General features: G+C 40.4%; 20 protein-coding genes. 15 read left to right on the top strand and 5 right to left on the bottom strand.

Features of this window, described 5'->3' with window-relative positions; translation table 11 throughout:
- The first annotated feature begins 74 nt into the window (after positions 1 to 74).
- Positions 75 to 197, top strand: a complete 123-nt coding sequence (locus V6R21_RS25650) for a hypothetical protein (protein ID WP_334246381.1) — start codon at positions 75 to 77, stop codon at positions 195 to 197.
- Positions 198 to 271: 74 nt separating this feature from the next.
- Here V6R21_RS25650 and V6R21_RS25645 read toward each other — a convergent pair whose 3' ends face one another.
- Positions 272 to 1,189, bottom strand: a complete 918-nt coding sequence (locus V6R21_RS25645) for a chromosome segregation protein SMC (RefSeq protein ID WP_334246380.1) — start codon at positions 1,187 to 1,189, stop codon at positions 272 to 274.
- 416 nt (positions 1,190 to 1,605) lie between these two features.
- On the opposite strand from V6R21_RS25645, the gene V6R21_RS25640 reads away from it, so the two are divergent.
- The 5 genes from V6R21_RS25640 to rny all read left to right on the top strand — a co-directional run bounded on the left by V6R21_RS25640 (position 1,606) and on the right by rny (position 8,351).
- Positions 1,606 to 2,805: a GAF domain-containing protein gene (locus V6R21_RS25640; protein WP_334246379.1), complete on the top strand. Its 1,200-nt coding sequence runs from the start codon at positions 1,606 to 1,608 to the stop codon at positions 2,803 to 2,805.
- Between the two features lie 241 nt (positions 2,806 to 3,046).
- The gene (gene pheT / locus V6R21_RS25635; protein ID WP_334246378.1) at positions 3,047 to 5,461 is read left to right on the top strand and encodes a phenylalanine--tRNA ligase subunit beta; all 2,415 of its coding nucleotides are present in this window, start codon (positions 3,047 to 3,049) and stop codon (positions 5,459 to 5,461) included.
- Between the two features lie 63 nt (positions 5,462 to 5,524).
- Positions 5,525 to 6,073 carry a hypothetical protein gene (locus tag V6R21_RS25630; RefSeq protein ID WP_334246377.1) on the top strand — a complete coding sequence of 183 codons (549 nt, stop codon included), beginning with the start codon at positions 5,525 to 5,527 and terminating at the stop codon, positions 6,071 to 6,073.
- Positions 6,074 to 6,323: 250 nt separating this feature from the next.
- Positions 6,324 to 6,623 carry a cell division protein ZapA gene (locus tag V6R21_RS25625; protein ID WP_334246376.1) on the top strand — a complete coding sequence of 100 codons (300 nt, stop codon included), beginning with the start codon at positions 6,324 to 6,326 and terminating at the stop codon, positions 6,621 to 6,623.
- 129 nt (positions 6,624 to 6,752) lie between these two features.
- Positions 6,753 to 8,351: a ribonuclease Y gene (gene rny / locus V6R21_RS25620; protein ID WP_334246375.1), complete on the top strand. Its 1,599-nt coding sequence runs from the start codon at positions 6,753 to 6,755 to the stop codon at positions 8,349 to 8,351.
- 71 nt (positions 8,352 to 8,422) lie between these two features.
- Here the strand turns inward: rny and V6R21_RS25615 are convergent, their stop codons facing one another.
- From V6R21_RS25615 to V6R21_RS25605, 3 genes are all read right to left on the bottom strand, one after another.
- Positions 8,423 to 8,545, bottom strand: a complete 123-nt coding sequence (locus V6R21_RS25615; protein WP_334246374.1) for a hypothetical protein — start codon at positions 8,543 to 8,545, stop codon at positions 8,423 to 8,425.
- Positions 8,546 to 8,618: 73 nt separating this feature from the next.
- A complete protein-coding gene (locus tag V6R21_RS25610; protein ID WP_334246373.1) occupies positions 8,619 to 9,125 on the bottom strand; it encodes a hypothetical protein in 507 nt (168 codons plus the stop codon).
- 246 nt (positions 9,126 to 9,371) lie between these two features.
- Positions 9,372 to 11,819, bottom strand: coding sequence for a transglycosylase domain-containing protein (locus tag V6R21_RS25605; protein WP_334246372.1), 2,448 nt, complete (start codon positions 11,817 to 11,819; stop codon positions 9,372 to 9,374).
- 524 nt (positions 11,820 to 12,343) lie between these two features.
- On the opposite strand from V6R21_RS25605, the gene V6R21_RS25600 reads away from it, so the two are divergent.
- The 4 genes from V6R21_RS25600 to V6R21_RS25585 all read left to right on the top strand — a co-directional run bounded on the left by V6R21_RS25600 (position 12,344) and on the right by V6R21_RS25585 (position 18,704).
- The gene (locus tag V6R21_RS25600) at positions 12,344 to 12,763 is read left to right on the top strand and encodes a hypothetical protein (RefSeq protein ID WP_334246371.1); all 420 of its coding nucleotides are present in this window, start codon (positions 12,344 to 12,346) and stop codon (positions 12,761 to 12,763) included.
- A gap of 176 nt (positions 12,764 to 12,939) precedes the next feature.
- On the top strand, positions 12,940 to 14,031 hold the full coding sequence (locus V6R21_RS25595; protein WP_334246370.1) for an efflux RND transporter periplasmic adaptor subunit: 1,092 nt from the start codon (positions 12,940 to 12,942) through the stop codon (positions 14,029 to 14,031).
- 25 nt (positions 14,032 to 14,056) lie between these two features.
- Positions 14,057 to 17,251, top strand: a complete 3,195-nt coding sequence (locus V6R21_RS25590) for an efflux RND transporter permease subunit (RefSeq protein ID WP_334246369.1) — start codon at positions 14,057 to 14,059, stop codon at positions 17,249 to 17,251.
- Positions 17,244 to 18,704: a TolC family protein gene (locus V6R21_RS25585; protein ID WP_334246368.1), complete on the top strand. Its 1,461-nt coding sequence runs from the start codon at positions 17,244 to 17,246 to the stop codon at positions 18,702 to 18,704. Before V6R21_RS25590 ends, V6R21_RS25585 begins: the two co-directional genes overlap by 8 nt.
- Before the next feature lie 386 nt (positions 18,705 to 19,090).
- On the opposite strand, the gene porW is transcribed toward V6R21_RS25585, so the two are convergent.
- Positions 19,091 to 21,298 (bottom strand): type IX secretion system periplasmic lipoprotein PorW/SprE, encoded by a 2,208-nt coding sequence (gene porW / locus V6R21_RS25580; protein WP_334246367.1) that lies wholly within the window; start codon positions 21,296 to 21,298, stop codon positions 19,091 to 19,093.
- A 444-nt stretch (positions 21,299 to 21,742) separates the two neighbouring features.
- Here porW and V6R21_RS25575 point away from each other — a divergent pair, with 444 nt between their 5' ends.
- From V6R21_RS25575 to atpB, 5 genes are all read left to right on the top strand, one after another.
- Positions 21,743 to 22,645, top strand: coding sequence for a M23 family metallopeptidase (locus tag V6R21_RS25575; RefSeq protein ID WP_334246366.1), 903 nt, complete (start codon positions 21,743 to 21,745; stop codon positions 22,643 to 22,645).
- A 108-nt stretch (positions 22,646 to 22,753) separates the two neighbouring features.
- The gene (locus V6R21_RS25570) at positions 22,754 to 23,206 is read left to right on the top strand and encodes a bactofilin family protein (RefSeq protein WP_334246365.1); all 453 of its coding nucleotides are present in this window, start codon (positions 22,754 to 22,756) and stop codon (positions 23,204 to 23,206) included.
- Positions 23,163 to 23,450: an AtpZ/AtpI family protein gene (locus V6R21_RS25565; protein WP_334246364.1), complete on the top strand. Its 288-nt coding sequence runs from the start codon at positions 23,163 to 23,165 to the stop codon at positions 23,448 to 23,450. Before V6R21_RS25570 ends, V6R21_RS25565 begins: the two co-directional genes overlap by 44 nt.
- 336 nt (positions 23,451 to 23,786) lie before the next feature.
- Positions 23,787 to 24,206: a hypothetical protein gene (locus V6R21_RS25560; RefSeq protein ID WP_334246363.1), complete on the top strand. Its 420-nt coding sequence runs from the start codon at positions 23,787 to 23,789 to the stop codon at positions 24,204 to 24,206.
- On the top strand, positions 24,203 to 25,258 hold the full coding sequence (atpB, locus tag V6R21_RS25555) for a F0F1 ATP synthase subunit A (RefSeq protein WP_334246362.1): 1,056 nt from the start codon (positions 24,203 to 24,205) through the stop codon (positions 25,256 to 25,258). The genes V6R21_RS25560 and atpB overlap by 4 nt, the downstream gene beginning before the upstream one ends.
- Positions 25,259 to 25,263: the final 5 nt, after the last annotated feature.

The following is a 25,263-nucleotide window of genomic DNA, read 5'->3' as shown; positions in this document are numbered from 1 at the left end:
GTCAATGTACAAACTGTTTGGTTTTTCTTTAACTTGCTACCTGAAATGTTTAGGTAGATGAGGATCTGAAAATCATGAAAAAACTGAAAGAGATTTACTTGAAATACAAACCCTATATCAGGATAGACCTACTGATGTACTTCATAATGATTTTGACCATCATTATTTATGTGACAGTAGTATCCATGTCGAGATAAATAAAGGCATAAGAAAAGCCCCACACTTCATAGGAGGAAGTGTGGGGCTTTATTTCAGCCAGCTTTATGTGATGCTATTTCAGTATAAAGCTTCCTTCTCCCATTTTATGTCCACCACTGTATAGTTCGGCAGTGTATTTTCCTTTTTTGAGGTCTCCTTCTTTTGTGTAGTTGAAGATTACCTCCTGAGTAGAGTTGTCAAACAAGATTTCCTGCTTGGCAGTATAGAAAATCTCTTCTTCGTTATACTCAAACGTACCAGAGCCTGCTGAAACATTGTAAAGCGTAGCTCCTTCCGGCTCAATCAGTCTTAGCATGATTGACTTGGCACCAATTGGTGTAAGTGGGTTCGAGTCGATATTGAATCTGATGCGCAACTGATCCAGACGGCGTTCTTTGAACTCAGTGTCTTCTTTCACTCGACCACTCCTGCTAACCTGTTCAAACTTGAGGTTGATAGCTTTTAAAGCTGAAGCCACATTGATCTTTTTGCTCATGACTTGCTTTTCCTGCTTCAGGTTACTGACCTCATCTTTGAGAGTATTCTTTTCCTTTTTCAGTGAAATTGTCTGATCCAATAGAGTGGCATTCACATCGTTTAATCGGGCAATTTCAGCATCTTTATTTTTAAGTAAAGTCTCGTATACCTCTACCTTGTCTTTGATTTCCAAGTAGCGGTTTTGAGCTATATTTTTAGATGTTTTCAACTCCTGTTTTTCCTTCTCCAATTCTGCTTTGATAGCCAACAGTGAATCAACATTCTCATTCAGTTGTTGAAGTTCAAGGATTTTCTGATCCAACTGCGTTGATATAGAGTCAAGTTTTGCGTAGGTCGTAACCAATTCCAATTCCTTGTTCTCAAGCAGCTCTTGGTTTTTTTGGCTCGAACGGTGGTTCAGGTACCACTGCAAGCCATTGAGTAAAACCAGTATCACTATCAGGGCAAGCAAAAGGTTGGTTTTGTTATTTTGTTTTTGTTGTATTTCTGTCATATTTCTACTGTAGTTTATTGTACCCTTTGCGTTAGTTTTTTAGTTTATTGTAGCAAATATTCTTTTGAAGGCAAAGATATGTATTTCTGACCATAACAAATGAACCCTTTGCCATATAATCTTATGGTAAGGTTAGTCACAATATGTATATAAATTTGAGTGAAAACACTGTTTGTGAGTAACTAAAGCCTTATTTTCCTAATATTCATCTACTGAAACATTCATGCTTAATTGAAAACAGTTTTGAATTATTTGGATAATAAAATTCAATTTACGTCTAAAAGCGTAAAGGCATTCAAAAAATACCTCAATTTGTCTGAACTTATCTGAAAATACCTTCAAGTATCATCCCATTTCAAAATAATACTTTCCTGACAGCACTCATTGAAAGTGCTGAAGCCCATAATAACCCAATCATGAGTAACGGTGTACCATTCAGAATCATAAGTAGCGGAGAGCTTGATCGACTTCGCTTAGAAATATCACAGCAGGAGAAACAGTTGTCGGCGGTAGAAGAGTTTGTCCATAATATAGCTCAAAATGAATTTGAAGTTCCATTCAAAGGAGGTTCCTCAACGCCAATTGCAACAGTCCTAAACTCCATGAAAGAGAAGGTTCAATACATAATGTTGGCCGAAGAGAGAAGACAGTGGACTATTGAAGGGATATCAGGGTTTGATGCTATCACGCGTAATAATCAGTCGAATGTAAAAGACCTTTGTGATAAAGCTCTGTATTATATTGTCCGTTATTTGAAGGTTAATCAAGGGGGGCTGTTTGTTGTGTATGGAGAAGGTGAGGATGATATACACTTGGAACTACAGTCTTGTTATGCATATGAGCGAAAAAAGTACCGAGAGAAAAAGGTCTATCCGCAAGAGGGAATTGTAGGGCAGGTGTTTGTGGAAAAGTCGCCACTTTACATGACAGAGGTTCCTCAAAACTATGTGTTTATCACCTCAGGCTTAGGCAAGGCTACACCAAGTTGCATTTTTGTGGTTCCGATTACAGTTAATGATCAGGTATATGGTGTGTTGGAATTAGCATCTTTCAAAGAATTTGAGGCTTTTGAAAAAGAGTTTATCATGAAGATGTGTGAGAATTTTGGTAGTACATTGGCCTTTGTGAAAAAGGCTGAGCAAACCAATATGCTGTTGGAGGAAACACAACGGCAAACAAAAAAGATGTCCCTTCAGGAAGAGATGATGCGTAAGCACGTGGAAGAGTTGAGGCTAACACAAGAGGCTATGCTTAATAAGCAAAAAGAGGTTGAGAGTGCAAATGAAAAATTGCGTAGAAATGAAGAGGTACTGAAAAAGGCATATGAGTCATCCAAACAGACCGAAACACTTCTCAAGAAACAAAACAGGAAGCTGGAAGAACAGGAGGTGCTGCATCAGAAGCATATGGAAGAGGAGAAGGAAGGCAAGGCTCTTATGTTGAAAAAACAAGAAGAGCTTGAGTTGCTTGTCAGAAAAATGGAAAATCAGGAGATGGTCATGAAGATCGCATTGAAGACCGCTCGTCAGAGAGAAGAGAAGTATAGATCGACGATCAATGAGCAGGAAAAAGAAATCAAACGACTGAAAGAAGAACTGGATAAGTATCACTCATAATAAATTAAAGATCAAGATTGTGAGTGGACGTTAATGGAGCTTGGAATAGTCTAAAAATGGTGGTTGAACGACGCTGTACAGGAATAAATGTACAGATATCGTTTAGCCACCATTTTTGTTGTCAAACCTTTGACATTTTTGTCTTATTTTTGCCTTTTAGAAAAAATCAGGGCGCAATTGCGCTATTTTTATAATTTGATGTGTAATTGGAGCACATCTGAATAAAAGAGAAAAGGGAAAAATGAAAATATCACTTGATTGGCTGAAAGAGTTTATTAACATCAACGAGTCTGCCGAAGAGATTTCTCACCAACTGACTATGTCGGGCCTTGAAGTAGAAGGTATTGAGGAGTTTGAATCGATTAAGGGAGGACTCCAAGGGCTGGTCATTGGTGAAGTCCTTGAATGCGGTAAACACCCTGATGCAGACAAACTGAGCCTTACTAAGGTGGATACAGGTGCTGAGGAGCCTGTGCAGATTGTTTGTGGTGCACCGAATGTAGCAGCTGGACAGAAAGTAGTAGTAGCAACTGTAGGGGCTATGCTTTATCCAGGAGAGGGTGAGCCATTCAAAATCAAGAAAGGAAAAATCAGGGGAGAAGTATCATTGGGAATGATCTGTGCCGAAGATGAAATCGGTTTGGGTGCTTCGCATGATGGCATTATGGTATTGGATACCGATTTGCCAAACGGTACACCTGCTGCAGAATATTTTCAGATCAAATCTGATCAGGTCTTTGAAATAGGTCTAACACCAAACCGTATTGATGGCGCGTCTCATTATGGCGTAGCGCGTGATTTGAAGGTGTTATTGGATAGGGATATCAAATTCCCAGAAACGGATGATCTGAAAGTAGCTAACCTGTCTCGTACAATTACTGTTGAAGTTCAGGACGCCGAGGCTTGTCCAAGATATACAGGTCTGACGATTTCTGGTTTGAAAGTAGCAGAGTCTCCAACTTGGTTGAAAAACCGTTTGGAAGCTATTGGTTTAGCTCCAATTAACAATGTAGTGGATGCAACCAACTACATTCTTCATGGTTTGGGACAACCACTTCATGCCTTTGATGCAGATAAGGTGACTGGTGACAAGATTATTGTGAAGCGTGCAAACGCAGGACAGAAATTTGTGACACTGGATGAAGCAGAGCGTACTTTGACTGCTCAAGACCTGATGATCTGTAATACTGAAGAGCCAATGTGTATTGCAGGAGTATTCGGTGGTATTGCTTCGGGGGTTTCAGACCAAACAACTAGCATCTTCTTGGAAAGTGCCTACTTTGCTGCGGATGTGATCAGAAGTACTTCACAGCACCATTCCATCAAAACGGATTCATCATTCCGCTTTGAGCGTGGTACAGACCCTAACATGCCTGTAAGGGCATTGAAGGTAGCTGCTAAACTAATCACAGAGTTGGCTGGTGGAGAAGTGACTTCTGAGATTGTTGACATTTACCCAAACCCTGCTCAACCGTTTGAGGTTAGCGTAAAATATAAGCATGTTGACCGTTTGATCGGAAAGCATATTGAGCCTGCAAAAGTTCGTGAGATTCTTGAAGGTCTTGAAATGGAATTCTTGTCAGACTCAGAAGAAAGCTTCACAGTAGCAGTTCCTCCATACAGAGTAGACGTTACAAGAGAGGCAGATGTAATTGAGGAGATTCTACGTATCTACGGTTTCAATAACGTAGAACTGGCAGAGGACTTGTCTGCTGATTACTTGGCTCACTTCCCTAAAAAGGATAGCGACCTGCTGTTGAGTAAGCTGAAGTCAATGTTGGCGGCTACTGGTGCCAATGAGATCATGACAAACTCACTGACGTCAAGTGAATATGTGAAACTGGTCAATAGCATCCGTGACGAAGAAAACGTTCAAATCTTGAATGTACTAAGTGCAGATTTGGATGTAATGCGTCAATCATTGCTGTTTACAGGATTGGAGTCTATAGCACATAATATCAATAGACAGCAGCGTAACCTGAAAATGTTTGAGTACGGCAAGGTTTACCGCAAGGTAGAAGACAAGTACGAAGAAGATAACAGGCTGTCAATTTTTGTTACAGGTGATCAAAATGACGAAAGCTGGAGAAGAAAGACAGGCAAGTCTCAATTCCATGACCTTGTTTCATTGGTGGATCGTGTATTCCAATTCCTGAATATTAATAAGTTTGAGCAAGATTCAGTTGAGTCAGACCTGTTTGCTTATGGATTGTCATACAAGTCAGGAGACAAGGTGTTGGCTAACGTAGGAATGGTAAATCCTAAACTTCAGAAGAAAGCAGGGGTGAAGCAGACTGTTTTCTTTGCGGAGTTTGATTGGGATTTGTTAGTAAAACGCTATAAGCAGGATGTTACTTTCAAGGAAATTCCTAAATTCCCAGAAGTAAGAAGAGACCTTTCACTTGTTTTGGACGAGAATGTCACTTTTGCCTCTGTTAAAGGATTGGCATTGAAGGCTGAACGTAAGCTGCTTAAGCATGTCAATGTATTTGATGTGTATAAAGGAGAAAACTTGGGTGAAGGCAAAAAGTCTTATTCAGTAAGCTTTACGTTGCTGGATGAGCAAAAAACCTTGACTGATAAGGTGATCGACAAAACCATGCAAAGGCTGATTACAGCTTTTGAAAATGACTTGGGAGCGATCATCCGTAAATAAATTTCACTATGGCAAGCAGCAGGGATTCCTGCTGCTTGTTTGTTCGTTTTTCAGACTGTGATTATGAGCAAACTTTCGACTAACATTTCTGTACTGGAAACCAATATTCGCACATTGCTGCAAGAATTGACTGAAACCCGTGTTCATAATGAAAATAACATAAGGCAGCGTCAGCTAATGGAAACACAGTTGGCAGAGGCAATGGAGCAGCTGCAACAGATGCAAGCGCATAATGATGAGCTTCAGAGAATGTTGGATACCCGTACTGAACAGCTAAGTGACCTGAAACAAACATTTTGGGAGGTTAATGCGAAGTTGCAGGAGAAAGTAGCGATTGTTACAGCTTTGAATGAGGAGATAGAGGCGTTGCTTGAAAAAAGTCAGGAGAAGGAAAAACAAATTGAGGAACTTAAGCAGGCTTGTAGTGAAGCATCTTCTGTGAAACAAGAACTGGAGCTGCACCTTGAGCAGCAGGAGTACACACTCACCACTCAGGAAGTACAGATGAACCAACTGAAGGAAAAGCTTGAAAATCAACTGAAGCAGCTTGAGGAACTAGAATTTGAAAGAGATTTGTTGCAGGAAGAACTGACTAGTAATAAAGGCAATTGAGGAGGGGAAGTACCACTAAAATTGGATGTAGGATAGGTGAAATTTAAAGGTTCCGAGATATAAAATTGAAGAAAGAACAGGAACCCACTAAAAAATTATCTATTTTTCATATCAATTGAAATTTGCTAGAATTGTAACTAATCGGCAGAGGGGAAGCTTAAGGAAAAGTCGGTAAGTGAAAGTTAGTGGGGAATAGAAATGCTACTGGTATCATTTGTTGTAGGTATCAGTTAGAGTGCAAAATATTTCTATGAAAAGTCAGATTAAAATAAAAATATGTGAACGGGAATATACGTTGATTGCCGATGCTCAGGAAGAGAAACTCCTGAGGAAGGCTGCGTATACCTTGAACGAAAAAATTGAGCTGAAACGCAAACGTTTGGGCATTGCTAGTACTGCGGATCTCTTGGCCATGACTGCTTTCGATATTTTGGTTGAAAGTATGGGACGGGCTGAAGAGGAAGCCGAAGCAGTTGCAATGCTGAGCGGGCTGAACAGCCTGATTTTGTCTGGTCTGAATACCAGCGGACAGGAAAACCCAGAAATCTGAACTTGCCTACTTGCTTTTAAATATTGCTTCCTTAAGAATCTGTATAAAGCAAACTTACCCGAAGCCAGATTTTATAGATGGTAACCTTGCATTAAATATGATGCGAGGTATTTCAAAACTGGTGTAAACATGATGGAAGTTGTAGTAACAGCAGTAGTTGCCCTGATTATAGGGGTAGTTATTGGCAGATATTTACTGATGCTTGTGTTCAAGCAAATGGAGACGGATGCTCGTCAAAAAGCAGAGAGGCTTATCGAGGACGCTAAGAGTGATGCAGAAGCCAATAAGCGAAGCAAGATACTGGAGGCAAAGGAGAAATACCTGAAGATGAAGTCTGACTTTGATAGTGATGTTGCAAAGCGTAAAAACCAACTCAGTGTTAATGAAAACAGACTGAAACAGTACGAAAATAAACTGAAGCAGAACGAAGCGAAACTGAAGCAGAAGGAAGCTCAGCTGGCAAAGCAATCAGAGCAACTGAAGAAGCAGAATACAGAGTTGGAGGATCGTTTCAATGAAGTAGCAGATCAAAAGCAATTAGCTATAAAGGCAAAGGACGAGGCTGAAGTGTTGCGTCAGGAGCAGGTTTCCAAACTGGAAAAGATTGCAAACCTAAAAGCAGACGAAGCAAGAGAGCAGTTGGTAGAAGCGTTGCAGGACGAGGCACGTACCAAAGCATCAATCCATATTAAGAACATTATGGAAGAAGCAAAGCTTACTGCAACCAAAGAAGCTAAGAAAACGATCATTACGACAATTCAACGTACGGCTGCAGAGCATGCGATTGAAAACTGTGTATCAGTATTCAACCTTGAAAATGATGATTTGAAAGGTAAAATCATCGGTCGTGAAGGTAGAAATATCCGTGCACTGGAAGCCTCTACAGGAGTGGAGATTATTGTGGACGATACACCGGAAGCGATTATCATTTCTGGATTTGATCCTGTAAGAAGGGAAATCGCAAGAGTTTCACTTCAGCGTTTGGTAGCGGATGGACGTATTCACCCTGCAAGAATCGAGGAAGTAGTAACCAAGACTCGTAAGAGTATTGAAGAGGAAATCGTTGAGTTGGGTGAAAGAACAGTGATCGACCTAGGTATTCACGGATTGCACCCTGAGCTGATCAAGATGGTTGGTAGAATGCGTTTCCGTTCATCTTATGGTCAGAACCTGTTACAGCACTCACGTGAAGTAGCCAAGCTTGCAGCATCAATGGCTTCTGAGCTAGGGCTGAATGCAAAACAGGCTAAGCGTGCGGGACTATTGCATGATATTGGTAAAGTATGGCCAGAAGAGCCAGAAGTACCTCACGCAATCTTGGGTATGAACTTGGCAAAGAAATACGGAGAGCATCCTGATGTATGTAATGCGATTGGAGCTCACCATGATGAAGTCGAAATGACGACACTAATTTCTCCAATTGTTCAGGCATGTGATGCAATCAGTGGTTCTCGTCCTGGAGCTAGACGTGAGATGATGGAATCTTATATCAAGCGATTGAAGGATCTGGAGAGTATGGCACTTAGCTTTAAAGGAGTGAACAAGTGTTATGCAATGCAGGCGGGTCGTGAACTGAGAGTGATGGTGGATGCCGAGAATGTAACAGATACAGAAGCAAGCCAACTGTCATTTGAAGTAGCTGACAAGATCGAAAAGGAAATGCAATATCCTGGACAGATCAAGGTGACAGTTATCAGAGAGATGCGTTCTGTGAATTATGCGAAGTAATCAATACAGATAGAGTTATAAATTAAAAAAAGCTGACCATTTACTTGGTCAGCTTTTTTTGTTTATCAGCATTACTTCTGCTTTCGCTGATGCATTTTCTTTCTATGACGGAAATCCATGTAGTATCCAGCCATTGGGAAAAGTGTACTCATCAGGAAAATGAAGATGATGGTATATACGATACTGTTATCCATATGCTTGATTGTTAGTGAGTATTGCGCTTTCTATATCCGCAAAGGTGATACATTTTACGCTTGATTACAAACCTCAAATACTCTTAGACTCATAATAGACGTTTACTTTGCCTCTTTGGTATTTGGGGGCGTCAATTGTACCATCTGTCCAAGAAGTCTTTCCTTTTTCCTGATCATAGTATGGCAACACATCTATAACTCTAATATATAGCCTCTTGTTTATAACCATGTCCCGGATGCTGTAACTTCCTTCCTTAAAATTTAATAAGTACTCATGGAACTTGTCTCTTACAAAGCGGGCGCGCATTACTGCGAGCTGTATGTTTGCAAGGGTACTTTCACCTGAAGACTGCCCCCGCCCTTCGATGGATATACGGTAACGTTTTTGGGGGTGGTGCAATACATTGTGAAGGACGCTGTGACAAAGTTCATCCAGCATGGGTTTATGAATCTCAATAAAGTTGTCGAGTTGAGTATGTCCCTTCATAAAGTTGACAAGAGTCTTGACCGATCCTGCAACCTTGAATAAGGTGCGTTCTCCGACAGGTATTTCAGTATGGGCTAGTGGGTTGTATTCCATATTGTATAAGAAGGAGTATTGTGAACAAGTGGTTTATATATGTATGGTGATTTATTTATTGTGTATGTAGTAGGTCTAAATCTAAGTGAAAAGTGAACCCATTTCAGGTATAGTTGAGTTCAGATTTGAGAAGATACATTAAGTAAAGAAATGGAAGAGACTTTCTCAACTACCTTTTGTAAAAAAAATGATAACAAAAAATCCCGAGCTGTTTAACAACTCGGGATTTTTGTATTGATAAGTTTATTATAGAATACCGTCGTCGGTTTCTTTAGGAACTTCATATGCTTTGTCGACCTCGACTGAGTCTCCTTCAATTTCAGAGACTACATCACCGATATCTCCACATTCTAGGTCTATGCCGATTGGTTTGGAAGGCTCAGGGAACAGGCCTCTTGAGTAACCAAGTTCCTTGCAAAGCTCTTCATCACCGTAAACAGATTCCATAAAGTAAGCAAATTCAGGAAGTGCCTGTCTTGCTCCTTGACCATACTGAATAGAACGGAAGTGGATACTTCTGTCTTCACCACCAACCCATACGCCTGCTACAAGGTCTTTTGTCATTCCCATGAACCAAGCATCAGAGTAGTTAGCTGTTGTACCTGTCTTGCCTCCTACATGGAAGTTTTTCCAGTTTTTCTGATCTCTTCTGAAGTTGAATTGTGTCAGTCTTAAAGACGTACCTCCAGACTCTTCACTTGAACCTCTTAGCATATAAGTCATAAGCCAAGCAGTTTTTTCATTCAAGCTCTCCTTAGTCATAGGAGTGAACTCTTTCAGGATACGGCCATCTTTGTCTTCTATTCTAGTAATGAATAGCGGCATAGTCCATGTACCCTTGTTAACGAAAGTACCGTAAGCCGATACCATTTCATATACAGAAACATCCTCTGTACCTAAACATAGAGACGGTACAGCCTGTATCGGCTTCATGTCGTAACCAGTCTTGCCTGCTACTTTATCATCGTTGGAGATCATGTAACCAAACAGGTCATCACGAACTTCCTTGAAACCAAACTTGTCTCTAGCATATTGTGCAAGCCTTCTTGGACCTAATACTTTTACCAGATATGCAGCAGAGGTGTTTACCGAACGGGCCATGGCTTGTCTTAATGTCATGGTCTCTCCAGAGTAGTTGTCTGCATTCTTAGGAGTCCAAGGTTCTCCACTGCCTGTTTCATCAGGTGTGAATGTAATTGGCGCGTCCACAATTGGCGTACAAGGTGTGAACTTGTCTTCCAATGCCGCTGAATAAAGCATTGGTTTGAAAGTTGAACCAGGCTGTCTGTAACTTTGTCTTACATGGTCGTACTTGAAGTACTTGAAATTGATACCACCTACCCATGCTTTGATGTCTCCATTGTATGGGTCCATAGCCATGAAGCCAGTATGCAGGAAGTGCTTGTAATATCTCAGTGAGTCATAAGAGCTGAAAGTTGTATCAGTTTCATACTTGTCATTTTTCCACGTGAAGACTTTCATTTTCTTCTTGCGGTTCAACTCTTTTTCAATTGCCTTGGCATTGTTTCCGTATTGTGCTTTCAATGTACGGTAAACATCAGTTCTCTTAATTGCTCTTTCAAGGAAGCCTTCCAAAGGTTTTCCTTCTTTATCAATCCACGGATCACCTTGTCCTTTCCAGTGGCTCCAAAATAGCTTTTGCTGCTGTTTCATGTGTTTCTCAACAGCTTGTTCAGCATAGCGTTGCATACGGGAGTCAATTGTTGTATAGATTTTCAGACCATCCCCAAATAGGTCATAACCTTGAAGTTCAGGGTCGTTAGCAAACAGTCTAAGTAATTCTCTTTTAACCTCCGCTCTGAAGTAAGGAGCTAAACCTTTGGTGTGGTTCTCAACTTCATACTGTAGTCCCATCGGGATAGTCATCATTGAGTCCAAGTCAGCCATAGTGATATCCAATGACTGCTCAATGTCTAAGTCATCATAGTACTTCTTGATTTGACCAATCACTTTGTTTCTAACGACAGTTGCTCTGTCTGGATGGAAACGTGGGCTGTAATATGACGGTGCCTGTAGGATACCTACCAAAGTAGCCGCTTGGGGAATTGTTAGGTCTTCAGGAGTAGTATTGAAAAAGGTTTGAGATGCTACCTGAATACCAAAAGCATTACTGCCAAAGTCAACAGTATTCAGATACATTTCCATGATTTCCTTTTTGGTGTAAGAACGTTCAAGCTCTATAGCCAATATCCACTCCTTGAATTTGTTGATGACAAGACCTAACAACTTAACATCACTCAGTTTGCCTTTAAGCTCATCTGAACGACGTGTGTTGAATAGGTTTTTTGCCAACTGTTGCGTCAAGGTACTTGACCCTCTCTTTACACCTCTTAGAAATGAGAATGGAATTGCCGCAGTGGCACGCAAGTCAATACCACTGTGTTCGTCAAAACGGATATCTTCTGAGGCGTACAGTGATTTAATCAGGTTAGGAGAAAGGTCTTCATAACGAATGTTAGTCCTGTTCTCACGGAAGTATTTGCCCAGCATTACACCGTCAGCAGAGTAAAGTTCGGAAGCTAGTTCCGTTTCAGGGTTTTCCAGTACGCTTGGGTCCGGAAATCCTCCGTAAAGGTTAAACCAGTTTTGTTTAAGAGATATGGCAAACATAAAAGCGCAAATCACTCCCAAACCAAATAGGACCCAAAGTATTTTAATAACTTTTGAATACATTATTGTTCGCGTATTTATAAATCTGATAGTATTGAAGTCCACATTTGAAATGTCTAAGCCCATCATGGCAGGAAAAGACATTTTAATGCATGGTTAAACGACACTTTATTGATGGTCGCAATTTTTTAAAGCATCCATGATGGAGATGGAATAAACTGGAACTTCAGAATGGATTTCATTTGATTGAAATTCAGTTGTGTATCGTGGTTGTTTTAATTACCTCACTCCCATAATGCTAATAGTGGCTGCAAAATACAACCATTCAATGACTTGAAAAAGTACACTAAAAAAAAGAGTATGAACAATTTCTCAATTACGTGAAATACCATATCAATAACTGTACCTCTCCAAGTAAAATTTTTGGTTATTATATATTGATGATAATGTAGAGAATATTATTTTCAGTAGAGTGTTCGATAGCCCCATAGGTTGATTCCAATGACAATTGTCACTAGTAAGTAACAACCTTTAACACTTTCATCTTGCCTGTATAAACAACTTTGTATAAGTTTGAAGCCGTAATTATGAAAACTTTACTTAGAATTTTTATATCGCTCTGCATTATCCTGCTAAGTGGACTTAGCCAACTGTATGCCAATACAGATCAGGATCGTAGTGCCCTTTCGGAAGTAAAGGTTCTTGATAGTTCATACCAAACAAATTTGGGCAAAGTCCAAAGTGACATTGCATTACACATCAAAGCTACCCAGTCGGGTAAGAAAAAAGCACCTAATAAAGGTCATCTCCTCGACATTGAGGAAGAAGAAAACGAGTCTTCTCACTCTAAAAAGAATTTAGAGTACAATAAAGACCTTCATACTGCTTTTTATATCCACTCGGGACTTTTTAGCTACTATACCGAGAAGTTTACTCCCTACAAAAGACATTTTTCATATTTTCCAACTTATAGTCGATATCTCAAATTTCGAGTTTTGAGAATATGATGACTTATTTTGCGTAGACAGATCTCCTTTTGTCTGCCTTTTCCCTATGCGTATTTTTTATGCCTGAAATCACGGTAGCATTATGCTTATGCTACTCATGATATCCAGCGCATCGTGTTTATACATCTCTTAGGTTTAGATTAATCAACATTTACTGCTTTAAAAGCAAAATTATTATGAAGAGAATTCTCATGCTCATGAGCTTGGGCTTGTATGCTTTGCTGTGCGCTACAAGCTGTGAATCACACAAAGAAGAGAAAAAAGAGGCTACCAAGTTTTTGGTGACAAGCCCTATAAAAATGGATACTTCAATTACCAAAGATTATGTGTCCCAAATAAAATCAATACAGCACATTGAGCTTCGTGCTCAAGAAAGAGGCTATCTGGAAAAGATTTATGTGGATGAAGGCCAGACTGTTAGAAAAGGACAGCTTCTTTTCAGAATTATGCCCAACCTGTATGAAGCTGAGCTGAAGAAGGCTAAAGCGGAAGCCAACTTTGCAGAAATTGAATACCAAAACACAAAAAAGCTAGCTGATAGCAACGTCGTTGCTCCAAATGAGTTGGCTATGGCGAAAGCCAAATATGAAAAGGCAAATGCTGAACTGGCATTGGCGCAAGTACACCTTCAGTTTACAGAAATCAGGGCTCCTTTTGATGGAATCATTGACCGCTTCCACGTAAGACTTGGTAGCTTGATTGATGAGGGTGAGTTGCTTTCGAACCTTTCAGACAACAGCAAGATGTGGGTGTACTTCAATGTTCCTGAAGCAGAATACTTGGATTACAAAACTGAACTGAAAGAGGATAGTGACCTCAAAGAAGTAAGCCTGCTGATGGCTAACAACAAGATATTCTCACACTCAGGTTTGGTGGAGACAATTGAAGCTGACTTCAACAATGAGACAGGTAACATCCCATTCAGAGCGACATTCCCTAATCCAGAGGGTCTTTTAAGACATGGCGAAACCGGTAATATCTTGATGGTTGAGCCACTTAAAGATGCTATCATCATTCCTCAGAAGGCGACTTTTGAGATCTTAGATAAGAAATATGTCTTTGTTGTAGATAAAGAGCACAAAGTGAAACAAAGAGAAGTGACAATCGGTGCTGAAATGGAAGATCTGTATGCAGTAAGCAAAGGATTGAATCCTGATGAAAAGATCCTTCTGGAGGGCTTGCGTAAGGTGAAAGACGATGATGAGATCGAATTCGAATACGAAGCACCTGAAAAAGTGATCACTCACTTGAAGTTGTTTACTGAATAATTTGACGCTTTAAAAAGACATTACCATGTTTCATAAATTTATAAAACGGCCGGTGCTCTCGATCGTGATATCATTGGTGATTCTCTTTATGGGATCACTGGCTATCAAGACACTGCCGACATCTCAGTTCCCCAATGTGGCGCCTCCAATGGTTAATATTTTTATTGCCTATCCGGGTGCCAGTGCAAAGGTATTGGTGAACTCTGTATTGATCCCGATGGAGAAAGCCATCAATGGTACTCCCGGCATGAAATACATGACCTCTGACGCAACCAGTGCAGGGGAAGGAACTATTCAAATTGTATTTAACCTGGGTGTTGACCCTAACGCTGCGGTAGTAAACGTAAAGAACCGTATCGAGCAGGTGACCAACAGGCTTCCTCCACTTGTACAGCGTGAAGGGCTTATCATCACCCCTGTACAGCCTAGTATGTTGATGTATGTCAACCTGTATAGTGAGGATGAACATGCGAATGAGAAATTCCTGTACAACTTTGCCAATGTGAACATCCTGCCAGAGCTGAAGCGACTTAACGGTGTAGGACAGACAAAGATCCTTGGTAGCCGTCAGTATGCGATGCGTGTTTGGTTGAAACCAGACCGTATGAGAGCTTACAACGTTTCTGCTGAAGAAGTGATGGAAGCACTGGAAGAACAAAGTATCATTGGTTCTCCTGGTAGATTGGGTAGAAGTGACGGTAAGAAGTCACAGTCACTTGAATATGTACTTACTTATAAAGGTAGGTACAACGAGACTAAGCAATACGAGGATGTCATTATCCGTGCTAATGCAGAAGGTGAAATATTATACCTGAAAGACATAGCTGAGGTTGAATTGGGCTCAGAATTCTATGATATCTATTCCAACTTGGATGGACACCCATCTGCAGCCATTACGATTAAGCAGAACTATGGTAGTAACGCTAATGATGTAATTCAGGAGGTAAAAGATAAGCTTGATGCTATTAAGGAAAGCTCTTTCCCTCCTGGTATGGATTACAAAATCAGTTACGACGTTTCAAACTTCTTGAATGCCTCTATCGAAAAAGTAGTACATACCTTGTTTGAGGCGTTTATCTTGGTGGCGATCGTAGTATTCCTGTTCTTGGGTGACTGGCGTTCTACACTGATTCCAACCATAGCAGTACCAGTATCCTTGGTCGGTGCCTTTATCTTTATGCAGATGTTTGGCTTGACGATCAACTTGATTTCGCTGTTTGCCCTAGTATTGGCAATTGGTGTAGTAGTCGATGATGCCATTGTAGTAGTAGAGGCTGTTCACGCCAAGATGGCGGAGCAACACCTCACACCTTTCCAAGCCGTTAAGGTTGTATTGCACGAAATCAGTGGTGCCGTAATCGCGATTACACTCCTGATGACAGCGGTATTCGTTCCAGTAGCCTTTATGTCAGGACCTGTAGGTATTTTCTACAGACAGTTCTCGATCACGATGGCCTGTTCTATCGTCCTTTCAGGTTTGGTTGCCTTGACGCTTACACCAGTACTTTGTGCGATGATCCTGAAGGATACACATGGAAAACCAAGAAAGAAGACACCTATCAACAGGTTCTTGGATTGGTTTGATGAGGTATTTGAAAAGGTTACAGGGAAGTACATCGGATTCCTAAAACTGATCGTCAACCGCAGGTTGGTGACGTTTGGTCTCTTGTTGGCATTCTGTGCTGGTATTTGGGCAACTTCTAATACACTACCTTCCGGTTTTATTCCGAATGAGGACCAAGGTATGATCTATGCGATTATCCAGACACCTCCGGGCTCTACATTGGAAAGAACCAACCATATTTCTCGTCAGCTTCAGGAAATGGCTGAGCATATCGAGGGAATTGAGTCGGTATCGTCACTTGCTGGTTACGAGATCCTGACAGAAGGTAGGGGTTCCAATGCGGGTACCTGTATGATTAACTTGAAAGACTGGTCAAAACGTAAACACTCTGCAGCTGAGATTATCGAAGAGTTGGAGGAGGAAGCCCACCATGAGATTCCTGGTGCGACTATCGAGTTCTTCCAGCCACCAGCGGTTCCTGGTTACGGTGCAGCAGGCGGTTTTGCACTTCGTCTGTTGGATAAAACCAACTCAGATGATTATAAGGCATTTGAAAAAGTGAATGATGAGTTCATGGCGAAGTTGAAAGAGCGCAAGGAGCTGACAGGTCTGTTTACTTTCTTCGCTGCCAACTATCCGCAATATGAGGTAGAGATTGATAACAAGGCTGCTATGCAGAAAGGTGTTTCGATCGGTAAAGCGATGGACAATTTGTCAATCCTTATTGGTAGTACATATGAACTTGGTTTTATCAGGTTTGGTAGTTTCTACAAGGTTTTCGTTCAATCATCTCCAGAATATAGAAGATTGCCGGACGATGTCATGAAACTGTATGTGAAAAATGACCGTGATGAGATGGTACCTTACTCTTCTTTTATGAAAATCAAGAAGACTCAAGGACTAAATGAGATCACTCGTTATAACATGTACACTTCATCTTCAATCAATGGTTCACCAGCTCCAGGGTATAGTAGTGGTGAAGCGATTGAAGCAATCAAGGAAGTCGCCAAAACACTTCCAAGAGGTTATGGCATTGACTGGGCTGGTCTTTCTAAAGATGAGGTAGCTCGTGGTAATGAAGCCATCTATATCTTCCTGATTGTATTGGGATTCGTGTACTTGGTACTAGCGGCACAATACGAAAGTTTTGTACTTCCATTGTCCGTAATTCTTTCTCTGCCAGCAGGTATTTTTGGATCATTCATTCTGCTTAAGGTCATGGGCTTGGCCAATGATATATATGCGCAGGTCGGACTGGTCATGCTGGTTGGTTTGTTGGGTAAGAACGCCGTACTGATTGTCGAGTTTGCTATCCAGAAACATGAGCAAGGATATACCGTTCTTGAAGCTGCCATTGCAGGTGCAAAAGAACGTTTCCGTCCGATCCTGATGACCTCATTTGCCTTTATTGCAGGTCTGATCCCATTGGTACTTGCAACAGGTCCAGGTGCTATCGGTAACCGTACTATTGGTTCGGCGGCAGCCGGCGGTATGTTGCTGGGTACTATTTTCGGTGTCATCATCGTACCGGGTCTTTACTACATTTTCGGTACAATCGCTGCAGGTCGTAAGTTGATCCAGGATGAAGATGAGATGCCATTAACGGAAGATACTGAAACTGAAGAAGACACTGAAGACATAGCATACAATGTGTAAAAGAGTAATATATAAATGTATAAAGCTGGCCTGTATACCGTTAGCTTTTACAGCTTGTAAAATTCCAGCAATCGTTGATAAACCAATAAACAACACTGTTCCTGCGAGTTATAATGACTCGCAGGATTCTACCAACGTAGCTGAAGTACAGTGGAAAGAATATTTCACAGATCCTCATTTGAATGAACTGATTGATGTCGCTTTGAAGAACAATCAGGAACTGAATATCATGCTACAGGAAATTGAGGTAGCAAGAAATGAGGTGAGAGCCAAAAAAGGAGAGTACTTACCATCTGTTAGTCTTAGAGGTGGAGCAGGTGTTGATAAAGTTAGTAGATACACCAATATTGGTGCTAGTGAAGCTACTACTGATATTGAGCCTGGAAGGGAAACTCCTGAGCCATTGCAAGACTACCTGTTAGGAGCTTTTGCTACTTGGGAAGTGGATATCTGGCATAAGTTACGTAATGCCAAAAAGGCGGCACTCAATCGCTACCTATCTTCTGTAGAAGGTAAAAACTTTATGGTAACTAGCCTGATTGCTGAAATTGCTAACTCATATTATGAGCTATTGGCACTTGACAATCAGTTGGATATTGTAGAGAGAAATATTGAGATACAGACAAATGCCTTGAAAATTGTAAGACTGCAGAAGGAAGCGACTAAGGTGACCGAATTGGCAGTACGTAAGTTTGAGGCAGAAGTGTACCATACCAGAAGCCTTCAGTTTGATATTCAGCAGAAGATTACAGAAACTGAGAACAAGCTGAACTATTTGGTAGGTAGATTCCCTCAGCCTATTGAAAGAGAGTCAGAAGCGTTCATTAGCTTGGTTCCTGACCATATTCAAGCAGGTATTCCATCACAGTTATTGGCAAATCGCCCTGATATCAGACAGGCGGAACTGGAGTTGGTAGCAGCGAAGCTTGATGTGCAAGTAGCTAAAGCTAACTTCTATCCTTCATTGGGTATTACAGCTGGTATTGGCTTGCGGGCATTTGACCCAACTTATTTGGTGAAAACACCGGAGTCGATGCTTTTCTCACTGGCAGGGGATTTGACAGCACCACTGATCAATAAGAATGCAATTAAGGCAACTTATTTCAGTGCAAATGCTAAGCAAATTCAGGCTGTTTACAACTATGAGCAGACGTTGTTGAATGCTTACATCGAAGTAGCAAATCAATTGTCAAAGATCAATAACCTTGAGCAGAGCTACGACCTGAAGTCTAAAGAGGTGGATGCACTTACGCAATCAATCAATATTTCCAATGACTTGTTCAGATCGGCAAGAGCAGACTATATGGAAGTACTGATGACTCAACGTGATGCTTTGGAGTCAAAGTTTGAGTTGATCGAGACTAAAAAAGAGCAAATGAGCGCTTTAGTTAATATATATCAAGCACTTGGTGGTGGCTGGGATGCCACACAGCAACCGGCTGATGCTAATTAATAATTAGTAGGTTGTCCAGGTTTCATTTGAGATTGATTCACTAGCATGAAAGCCATTGAGGTCGTTGACTTCAATGGCTTTTTTTGTTTAGTCTCAATTGTATTTTTTAAGTAGCGTTTGATTGAGTGTTTTGGGACTATTTCTTATATGCTTTTTAAATATAATGCGTAATAAGACTCGTGTGAGGGTGTTTTATTAAGTCGAAAAGGTATTTTGCTATAGTGAAAATTAGAAGAGGGTTTTTGGATAAAATACAGTTTCATAACAAAGTGTTTTGGCTGTCTTTAAATCAGAAGTAGTACACGGATTTGAGCCCAATAAAAAAGGTGGACAGTTTTGATGTCCACCTTTTTTACTTTGCAATTTCTAAGTTGAGATAGAAACGGCTATTGTCTTTCGTAATGGTATCTGCCCGGTATTCTTTTATCCAAGGCATTGGTATCTACTTGTTCCAATAAACTGTTGGCAATAGGCATCAGTTCGCTTTCCGGATTTTTTTCAATGAAATCACTGATAGCTTGATGGTACTCTTTGAAGAAGATAGCCGTCTGTCCAACGATCAGTACCTCCAACATTTGGAATTTATCTTTTAGCCCATTGGTAGGATACCTTACTAATGTCTCTTCAATCAGCCTCTGAGCATTTTCATAGTTACCTGACTTATACAGTCTGTATGCCCTTTCGTAGTTCTTTTCAGCAGCTCTGTTCATCAGGTTATTCTGCGAGACATACTGTGGATTAATAATGATCTTCGCGTAAAACGACTCAGGATGTTGTTCCAGTAGGACATTTTTGTATATCTCCTGATCACAGTTTTGATCCTTGCAAAGTGTATAGAAAATATAAACAGCTTCAGGAGTGTACACACCCTTGTCAAACTCATTTATAAGGCGCTGACAGATTTGCTCAGCATCTGGATAACTTTTGATTTTGTAGATATATACTTTCATCAGGCTGAAGAGTGCTTCTTCAAGCTCGTTTCGTATTTGCTGGATATCTTCAGGTGAAGTAGGTATTTCAGCTTGACGTTGCTCAACAGATTTAACTGAAGCAAAAACGTCTTCTTCAGCGGCTTTGCGTTGCTGCTCATCCTGTGCCAATGCTTCTTTTAGGTTGTTGGTTTCCACCTTCTGTTTGCGGGATCTTCTCCAGTTATCTTCCAAAGGCCTGCTGCCCCAAGTCCTTAAGAAGGCAGAGCTACCAGCCACTGATGCAGTTGCATTGTAGAAGTACCAGCTGTTACCTCCTTTAGTACTTGGTAGCTCACTGGTAACCATTTTGAGGTTTCTTCTTCCTTCATTGATTTTATCATACTCCTGCTGTTGGATGATGGATTCCTTTTCAGATGTAATCTCCTGCTCGAAGATTGACTGCTGTTCTTCAGGAGACATTTGAGAAAGCTTGAGCAACCTGTCTTTTTCTTCAATGATAGAAGTGAACTTAGCCAAATCTTTCAGGTAGTCCGCTCGTGTGGCAACCTGCTCATAGTCAGGGATGGTTTTTGGCAAAGTTTGGATAGCACTATCATAGTAGGCAGCAGACTTTACATAGTTGGTTTTTTCAGTATAGTAAAGCTGACCTGTCAACAAGTATGAGTAACCTTTTTGAATTTGATCCTTGGTACTCAGTTGAATAGATTCATTCAAGTATGTTAGAGCTTGATCCAAGTCAGGGCGTTTTAGCTCTACTTTTGCCATCTCATAGTAGATACGGTCACGGTAGTCCCAGTTTTTCAAGTCTTTCAGTGACTTCTGAAAATACTTGTCAAGTTCTTCAGATATTTCAGGGTTGGAAAGTTCCTGAGGTTGTACCGCTTTAGCGTTTAGTGCTGCCACGAACTCAAGATCGTAAGAGGTGTTGATCTTGGATACTGTATGGAAGTAGTCGTATGCTTTTTCGTTATCATTTAATTGTCGGTAGAGTTGACCTAGAATGAAAAAATAGCGGGCACGTCTGTTTTTATCTTCTTCCAAAGGCGCTGCAAGGTGCAAGTGTTCTGCTGCAGGGGCAAAATTTCTTTCTAGTCTATAGTAATGTGCCATTGTCAAATGGTACATCTTAGTATTTTCCTTATTGAAAGGGCGTGTGTCATCATTGATAGCTTGTTTCACCACCTCCATATTACGAGGCTCATCTTTTTCAATAAAAAGTCTGAGCATCCAAATCAAGGCTTCATGTACCTCAGCAGGGTCCTCACTGTTCGCATAGACGTACTTGTAAGTATCGAGGGCATTGTCATAATCCTCCTGATAAAGGCGTGAACGTGCTATCAGGTTATAACAGTCATCAATCCATTTGCTGCCCTTGTGCCATTTGATCGGCAATGAAGCTTTTTTGATGATGTATTCCATACCCTCTTTTTGTGCGTTGGTACGTGTCGAGTCTATTTCGTCAAACACAAAAAGCACATCATTGTAGTCATTCTGGATATTTTCAAAGAAGGCTTGTTCTACTTCTTTCAGTTTTTCGTTGGCTAAAAAGTAGGCATTGTAGTGTGCGGCAGTATCATGATAAAACTGGCACCCTCCCAATAGAAGAAGAGGGAAAGCTCCGATAATTAGTCGTAGAAGTATCTTGTTTAGAATGTTTGTCACGCCTTATCAATATTTAAAATTTTCGGTATAGGGTCTCACAAAGCAGGTGTAATAGTTGTCCTGACGCTTGCACATTGTTGAGTTTTAAAAAGCAAGTTAACTTTTTTATCCTCAAAATATGTGCATTATATATAAAATCGTTAGGAGAAATAACAAGAAAATGTTAGAAAGTTACCTTTTTAAGTAGTATGGTTAGGAAGTGCTAACACCTATTAAATAAAACTCTGAAAGTTATAATTCAATCATAGTTTTGTGAAAAAGAATAAGATTGATTTACTTTTGTGGATATGGGATGTTCCCATGTTTTTTTAAGGGGTAGTGTGGGTATGTCAACTCAGTAAAACATGTTGAAAGGAAATTTTAGCATTTGTTTTGCATAGACAGCCTCGGTTTTATAGGTCCATAAGTTGGTGCCTGATCCGAATAAGATTGAATTTAATCCTGATGAGACAAAAAAAGACATTATCAAGCTGGCTTGCCTCTAGGTTTGTGCTGGTGGTTCGGGACGAGGAAACCTTTGCAGAGAAAGGTTCTTATCCTTTTACTTATGCAAAAGTAGTTTTACTGTTAGGTAGTATATTTACAGTAATGCTGCTGGGGAGTTTCTTGATGATGAAGACGCTTTTGGCAAGGTGGTTTGACCCTCACTATGCATATGTGAGAACTGACCAAAAGCTAATTGAACTTGAGGAACAGATAGACTCTTTGCAGTTGGCTGTAGCTAACAGAGATCTTTACATTCATAATATACAAGCCGTATTGAACGGTAATGTTGGAGACGAAAAGGCTGATGCGAATGCTTCGGAAGATGAAAATGCGTCAGTAGTAGAGGAACAGGCCCCAACAGAACAGCCCGTACCTGTGACAGATGCATTAGCGAGTATCTCACCAACTGACTCAATATTCAGAGAACAATTCGAGAATATTGATACAGAGCCAGCCCGGAATGTAAGCAGTACAAGAGCACTTTTGGAACAGATTTTCTTCTTCCCACCTATTAGTGGAGTAATTAGTAATCGATTTAACATTAGTGAGAAGCATTATGGTATAGACCTTGTAGCCAAAGCAAACGAACCGATTAAAGCTGTGGCTGATGGAACGGTCGTAATGTCTTCTTGGACACAAGATTCTGGATATGTGATTGGCATCCAACATAAAAATGAGTTGGTGTCGTTCTATAAGCATAACTCAACACTGTTGAAGAAAGTAGGAGATGACGTAAGAGCTGGAGATATTATTGCCATTATTGGTAACAGTGGAGAACTAACGGATGGGCCTCACCTGCACTTTGAACTTTGGTACAAGGGCAACCCAGTGAACCCAGCCAACTTTATAGTATTTGAATAGGCTTTAATCAAGAGGTTTTTTAAGTTATATAGCGTTTAATTTGGAGTAAGCCGATGCGTATTTGACGCAAAGGAACGGTACTTGCTTCATAAAACTAGGATAAGAATCATGAGTCTTTTTGGGAACAAAAACGAAAAGGAAGCTGAAATGCATCAATTAAGCGAGTCAAGCAACAAGATTGCTAAAGGAACAACAATCAAAGGAGATGTAGAAACTTATGGTAACTTCCGTTTGGAAGGTAAGCTGGTAGGTAACATCCGCTCGAAATCGAGAGTAGTATTGGGTAAAGATGCCCATGTAGAAGGTAACATCTATGCGCAAAGTGCAGAGATCGAAGGTGAAGTAACAGGTGTTGTAGAAATTACAGAGAGCCTAGTGCTGAGACCAACGGCTGTCGTTCATGGTGATATCGTTACCAATAAACTGACAGTAGATCCAGGAGCTGCCTTTAATGGACAGTGTCGTATGGGTGAGAGCGCAAAAGGATCTGCAGCTTCTACTGTAAAGAAAGAGAAAGTTGAAAAAGCAGCCGCACAAGAAGCCTCAACAGCAACAGCTTAAGAAAGGGCTAGGCAAGTTTAATAACTATATACGCTATATCTCTCTAAGTACAGAGATGATCGGCGCAATGCTATTGTGTGCTTGGCTAGGACGAATGTTGGACCAATGGCAGGAGACGGACAAACCGTATTTTACGATTGGATTCCTACTTTTCGGAGTTTTCTCTTCGTTGATGCTACTCATTAAAGGACTGAAGAAAATCTCTGATGATAATAAGAGACGGAAAGATCCGGATGAAAAATAACTTCGCATTATGAAGTATTTAAAAAAAGCGTCTGAAAAAAGTCAGACGCTTTTTTTATGTAAAAAATTAAGGAAACCTCTCTTTCCATTACTTTATGGCTACATTTGTGCTTTGGCTCAAATGATAAGTTTTGTAAACATTTAGGATTTAATGGTATAAAACACACTAAAAAGGCTTTTGTTTAAAGTATATTTTTTTAAGTTTGCAGCCGAATTAAGAGAACGGAATGCGACGGGTACAGAATGGAATAACTTCAGGGTACTTCAAATTAGATAGTTGACTGAAATACAAACTCCAACATCCAAGCTTTCAATAAAATTTGCAAGACACAAACAAATGGCAAAGATCGGTAGTCGAGGGTGGTTTTATGGGGGGATACTTGTGTTGTCCTCGATTTTCTCTGTAGCAATAATTTTTATGCCTCACTTTATTGAAAGCATTACAAGGTGGTTTACTTTCCCACTATTGGCGGTTAATATTGTGTTGGTAGTTATATCATATGAAATCATATCACTTGGCACAAAAGAAGGCGGAATAGCTTTTTATAATTTTTTTATGGGGGCTACAGTCCTAAGACTGTTCTCGGGTATTGGGTTATTTCTTACCTATATGATACTCAGTGAGGCGGGTAAAAGTGAGAAGATTGTGTTTGCAATTACTTTCTTCACATTTTATTTCTCTTACACCATGTTTGAAATTATTAACCTATTCTCTAAATTGCGCCAAAATTCGTTAGAGACTAAGAATAACCGATGAAAAACTTGAACTTTTCTTGGCTAAGGTACTTCGTTTGCGGCTTGCTGGTAGCCGGTTTATTTACTGCAGTTTCACCTGCATACGCATCTGAAGAGAAGGGTGGGAACGAACTAGGCTTCAATCCGACAGAAATGATCCTGCACCACGTATTAGATGATTACTCGTGGCACATAGCAGATTGGAAAGATGAGACGGGACACGAGCATGTGGTTTCGATTCCACTTCCTGTAATTTTGTTCACTGATGGAAACCTGGATGTGTTTATGTCTAGTGCTTTTCACCACGGAGAACATACAGTAGTGAAAGGAGACAGAGAGTATAAACTGGATCACGGACACATTGAAGAGGTAAATGGAAAGAAAGTTTGGGATTTCTCATTTACAAAGAACGTGACATCGATGTTCTTATCAGTAGTATTACTGTTTGTGATATTCTTTGCCGTTCTAAAAGGTTACAGAAACAGAAAAGGACAATCTCCTAAAGGGATTCAGTCTTTCTTTGAACCAATCATCATCTTTATCAGAGATGAGGTAGCAAAACCAACTTTGGGTAACAGGTCCGAGAAATTCTTGCCTTACCTATTGTGTGTTTTCTTCTTTATCTGGTTCAATAACGTGTTGGGCTTGTTCCCAGCCGCAGCTAACTTGTCTGGTAATATCGCATTTACAATGACATTGGCAGTATTTACATTGATCGTGACCAACGTAAATGGTAATAAACACTACTGGCAGCACATCTTTGCTACACCAGGTGTACCAAAGCCGTTGTTGATCATTATGGCACCTGTAGAGATTATGGGTATCTTTACAAAGCCAATTGCCTTGATGTTGCGTCTTTTTGCTAACATTACGGCAGGTCACATCAGTATCCTGTCATTCATTACACTGACATTCATTCTGAAGAGTGCATTGATCGGTTTTGCTGCAGGTCTGTTGATTGTGCCATTGTATTTCCTTGAGCTTTTTGTAGCATTGCTGCAAGCTTATATCTTTACAATCCTTACTGGTCTGTACATTGGTATGGCTACTGAGGAGCACGGTGATCACCACTAATCTGG

The organism is Limibacter armeniacum, assembly GCF_036880985.1.
In the GTDB taxonomy this organism is placed as follows: Bacteria; Bacteroidota; Bacteroidia; order Cytophagales; family Flammeovirgaceae; genus Limibacter; species Limibacter armeniacum.
Note: the sequence above shows the minus strand (reverse complement) of the source record. Positions and strands in the feature narration are given on the sequence as shown.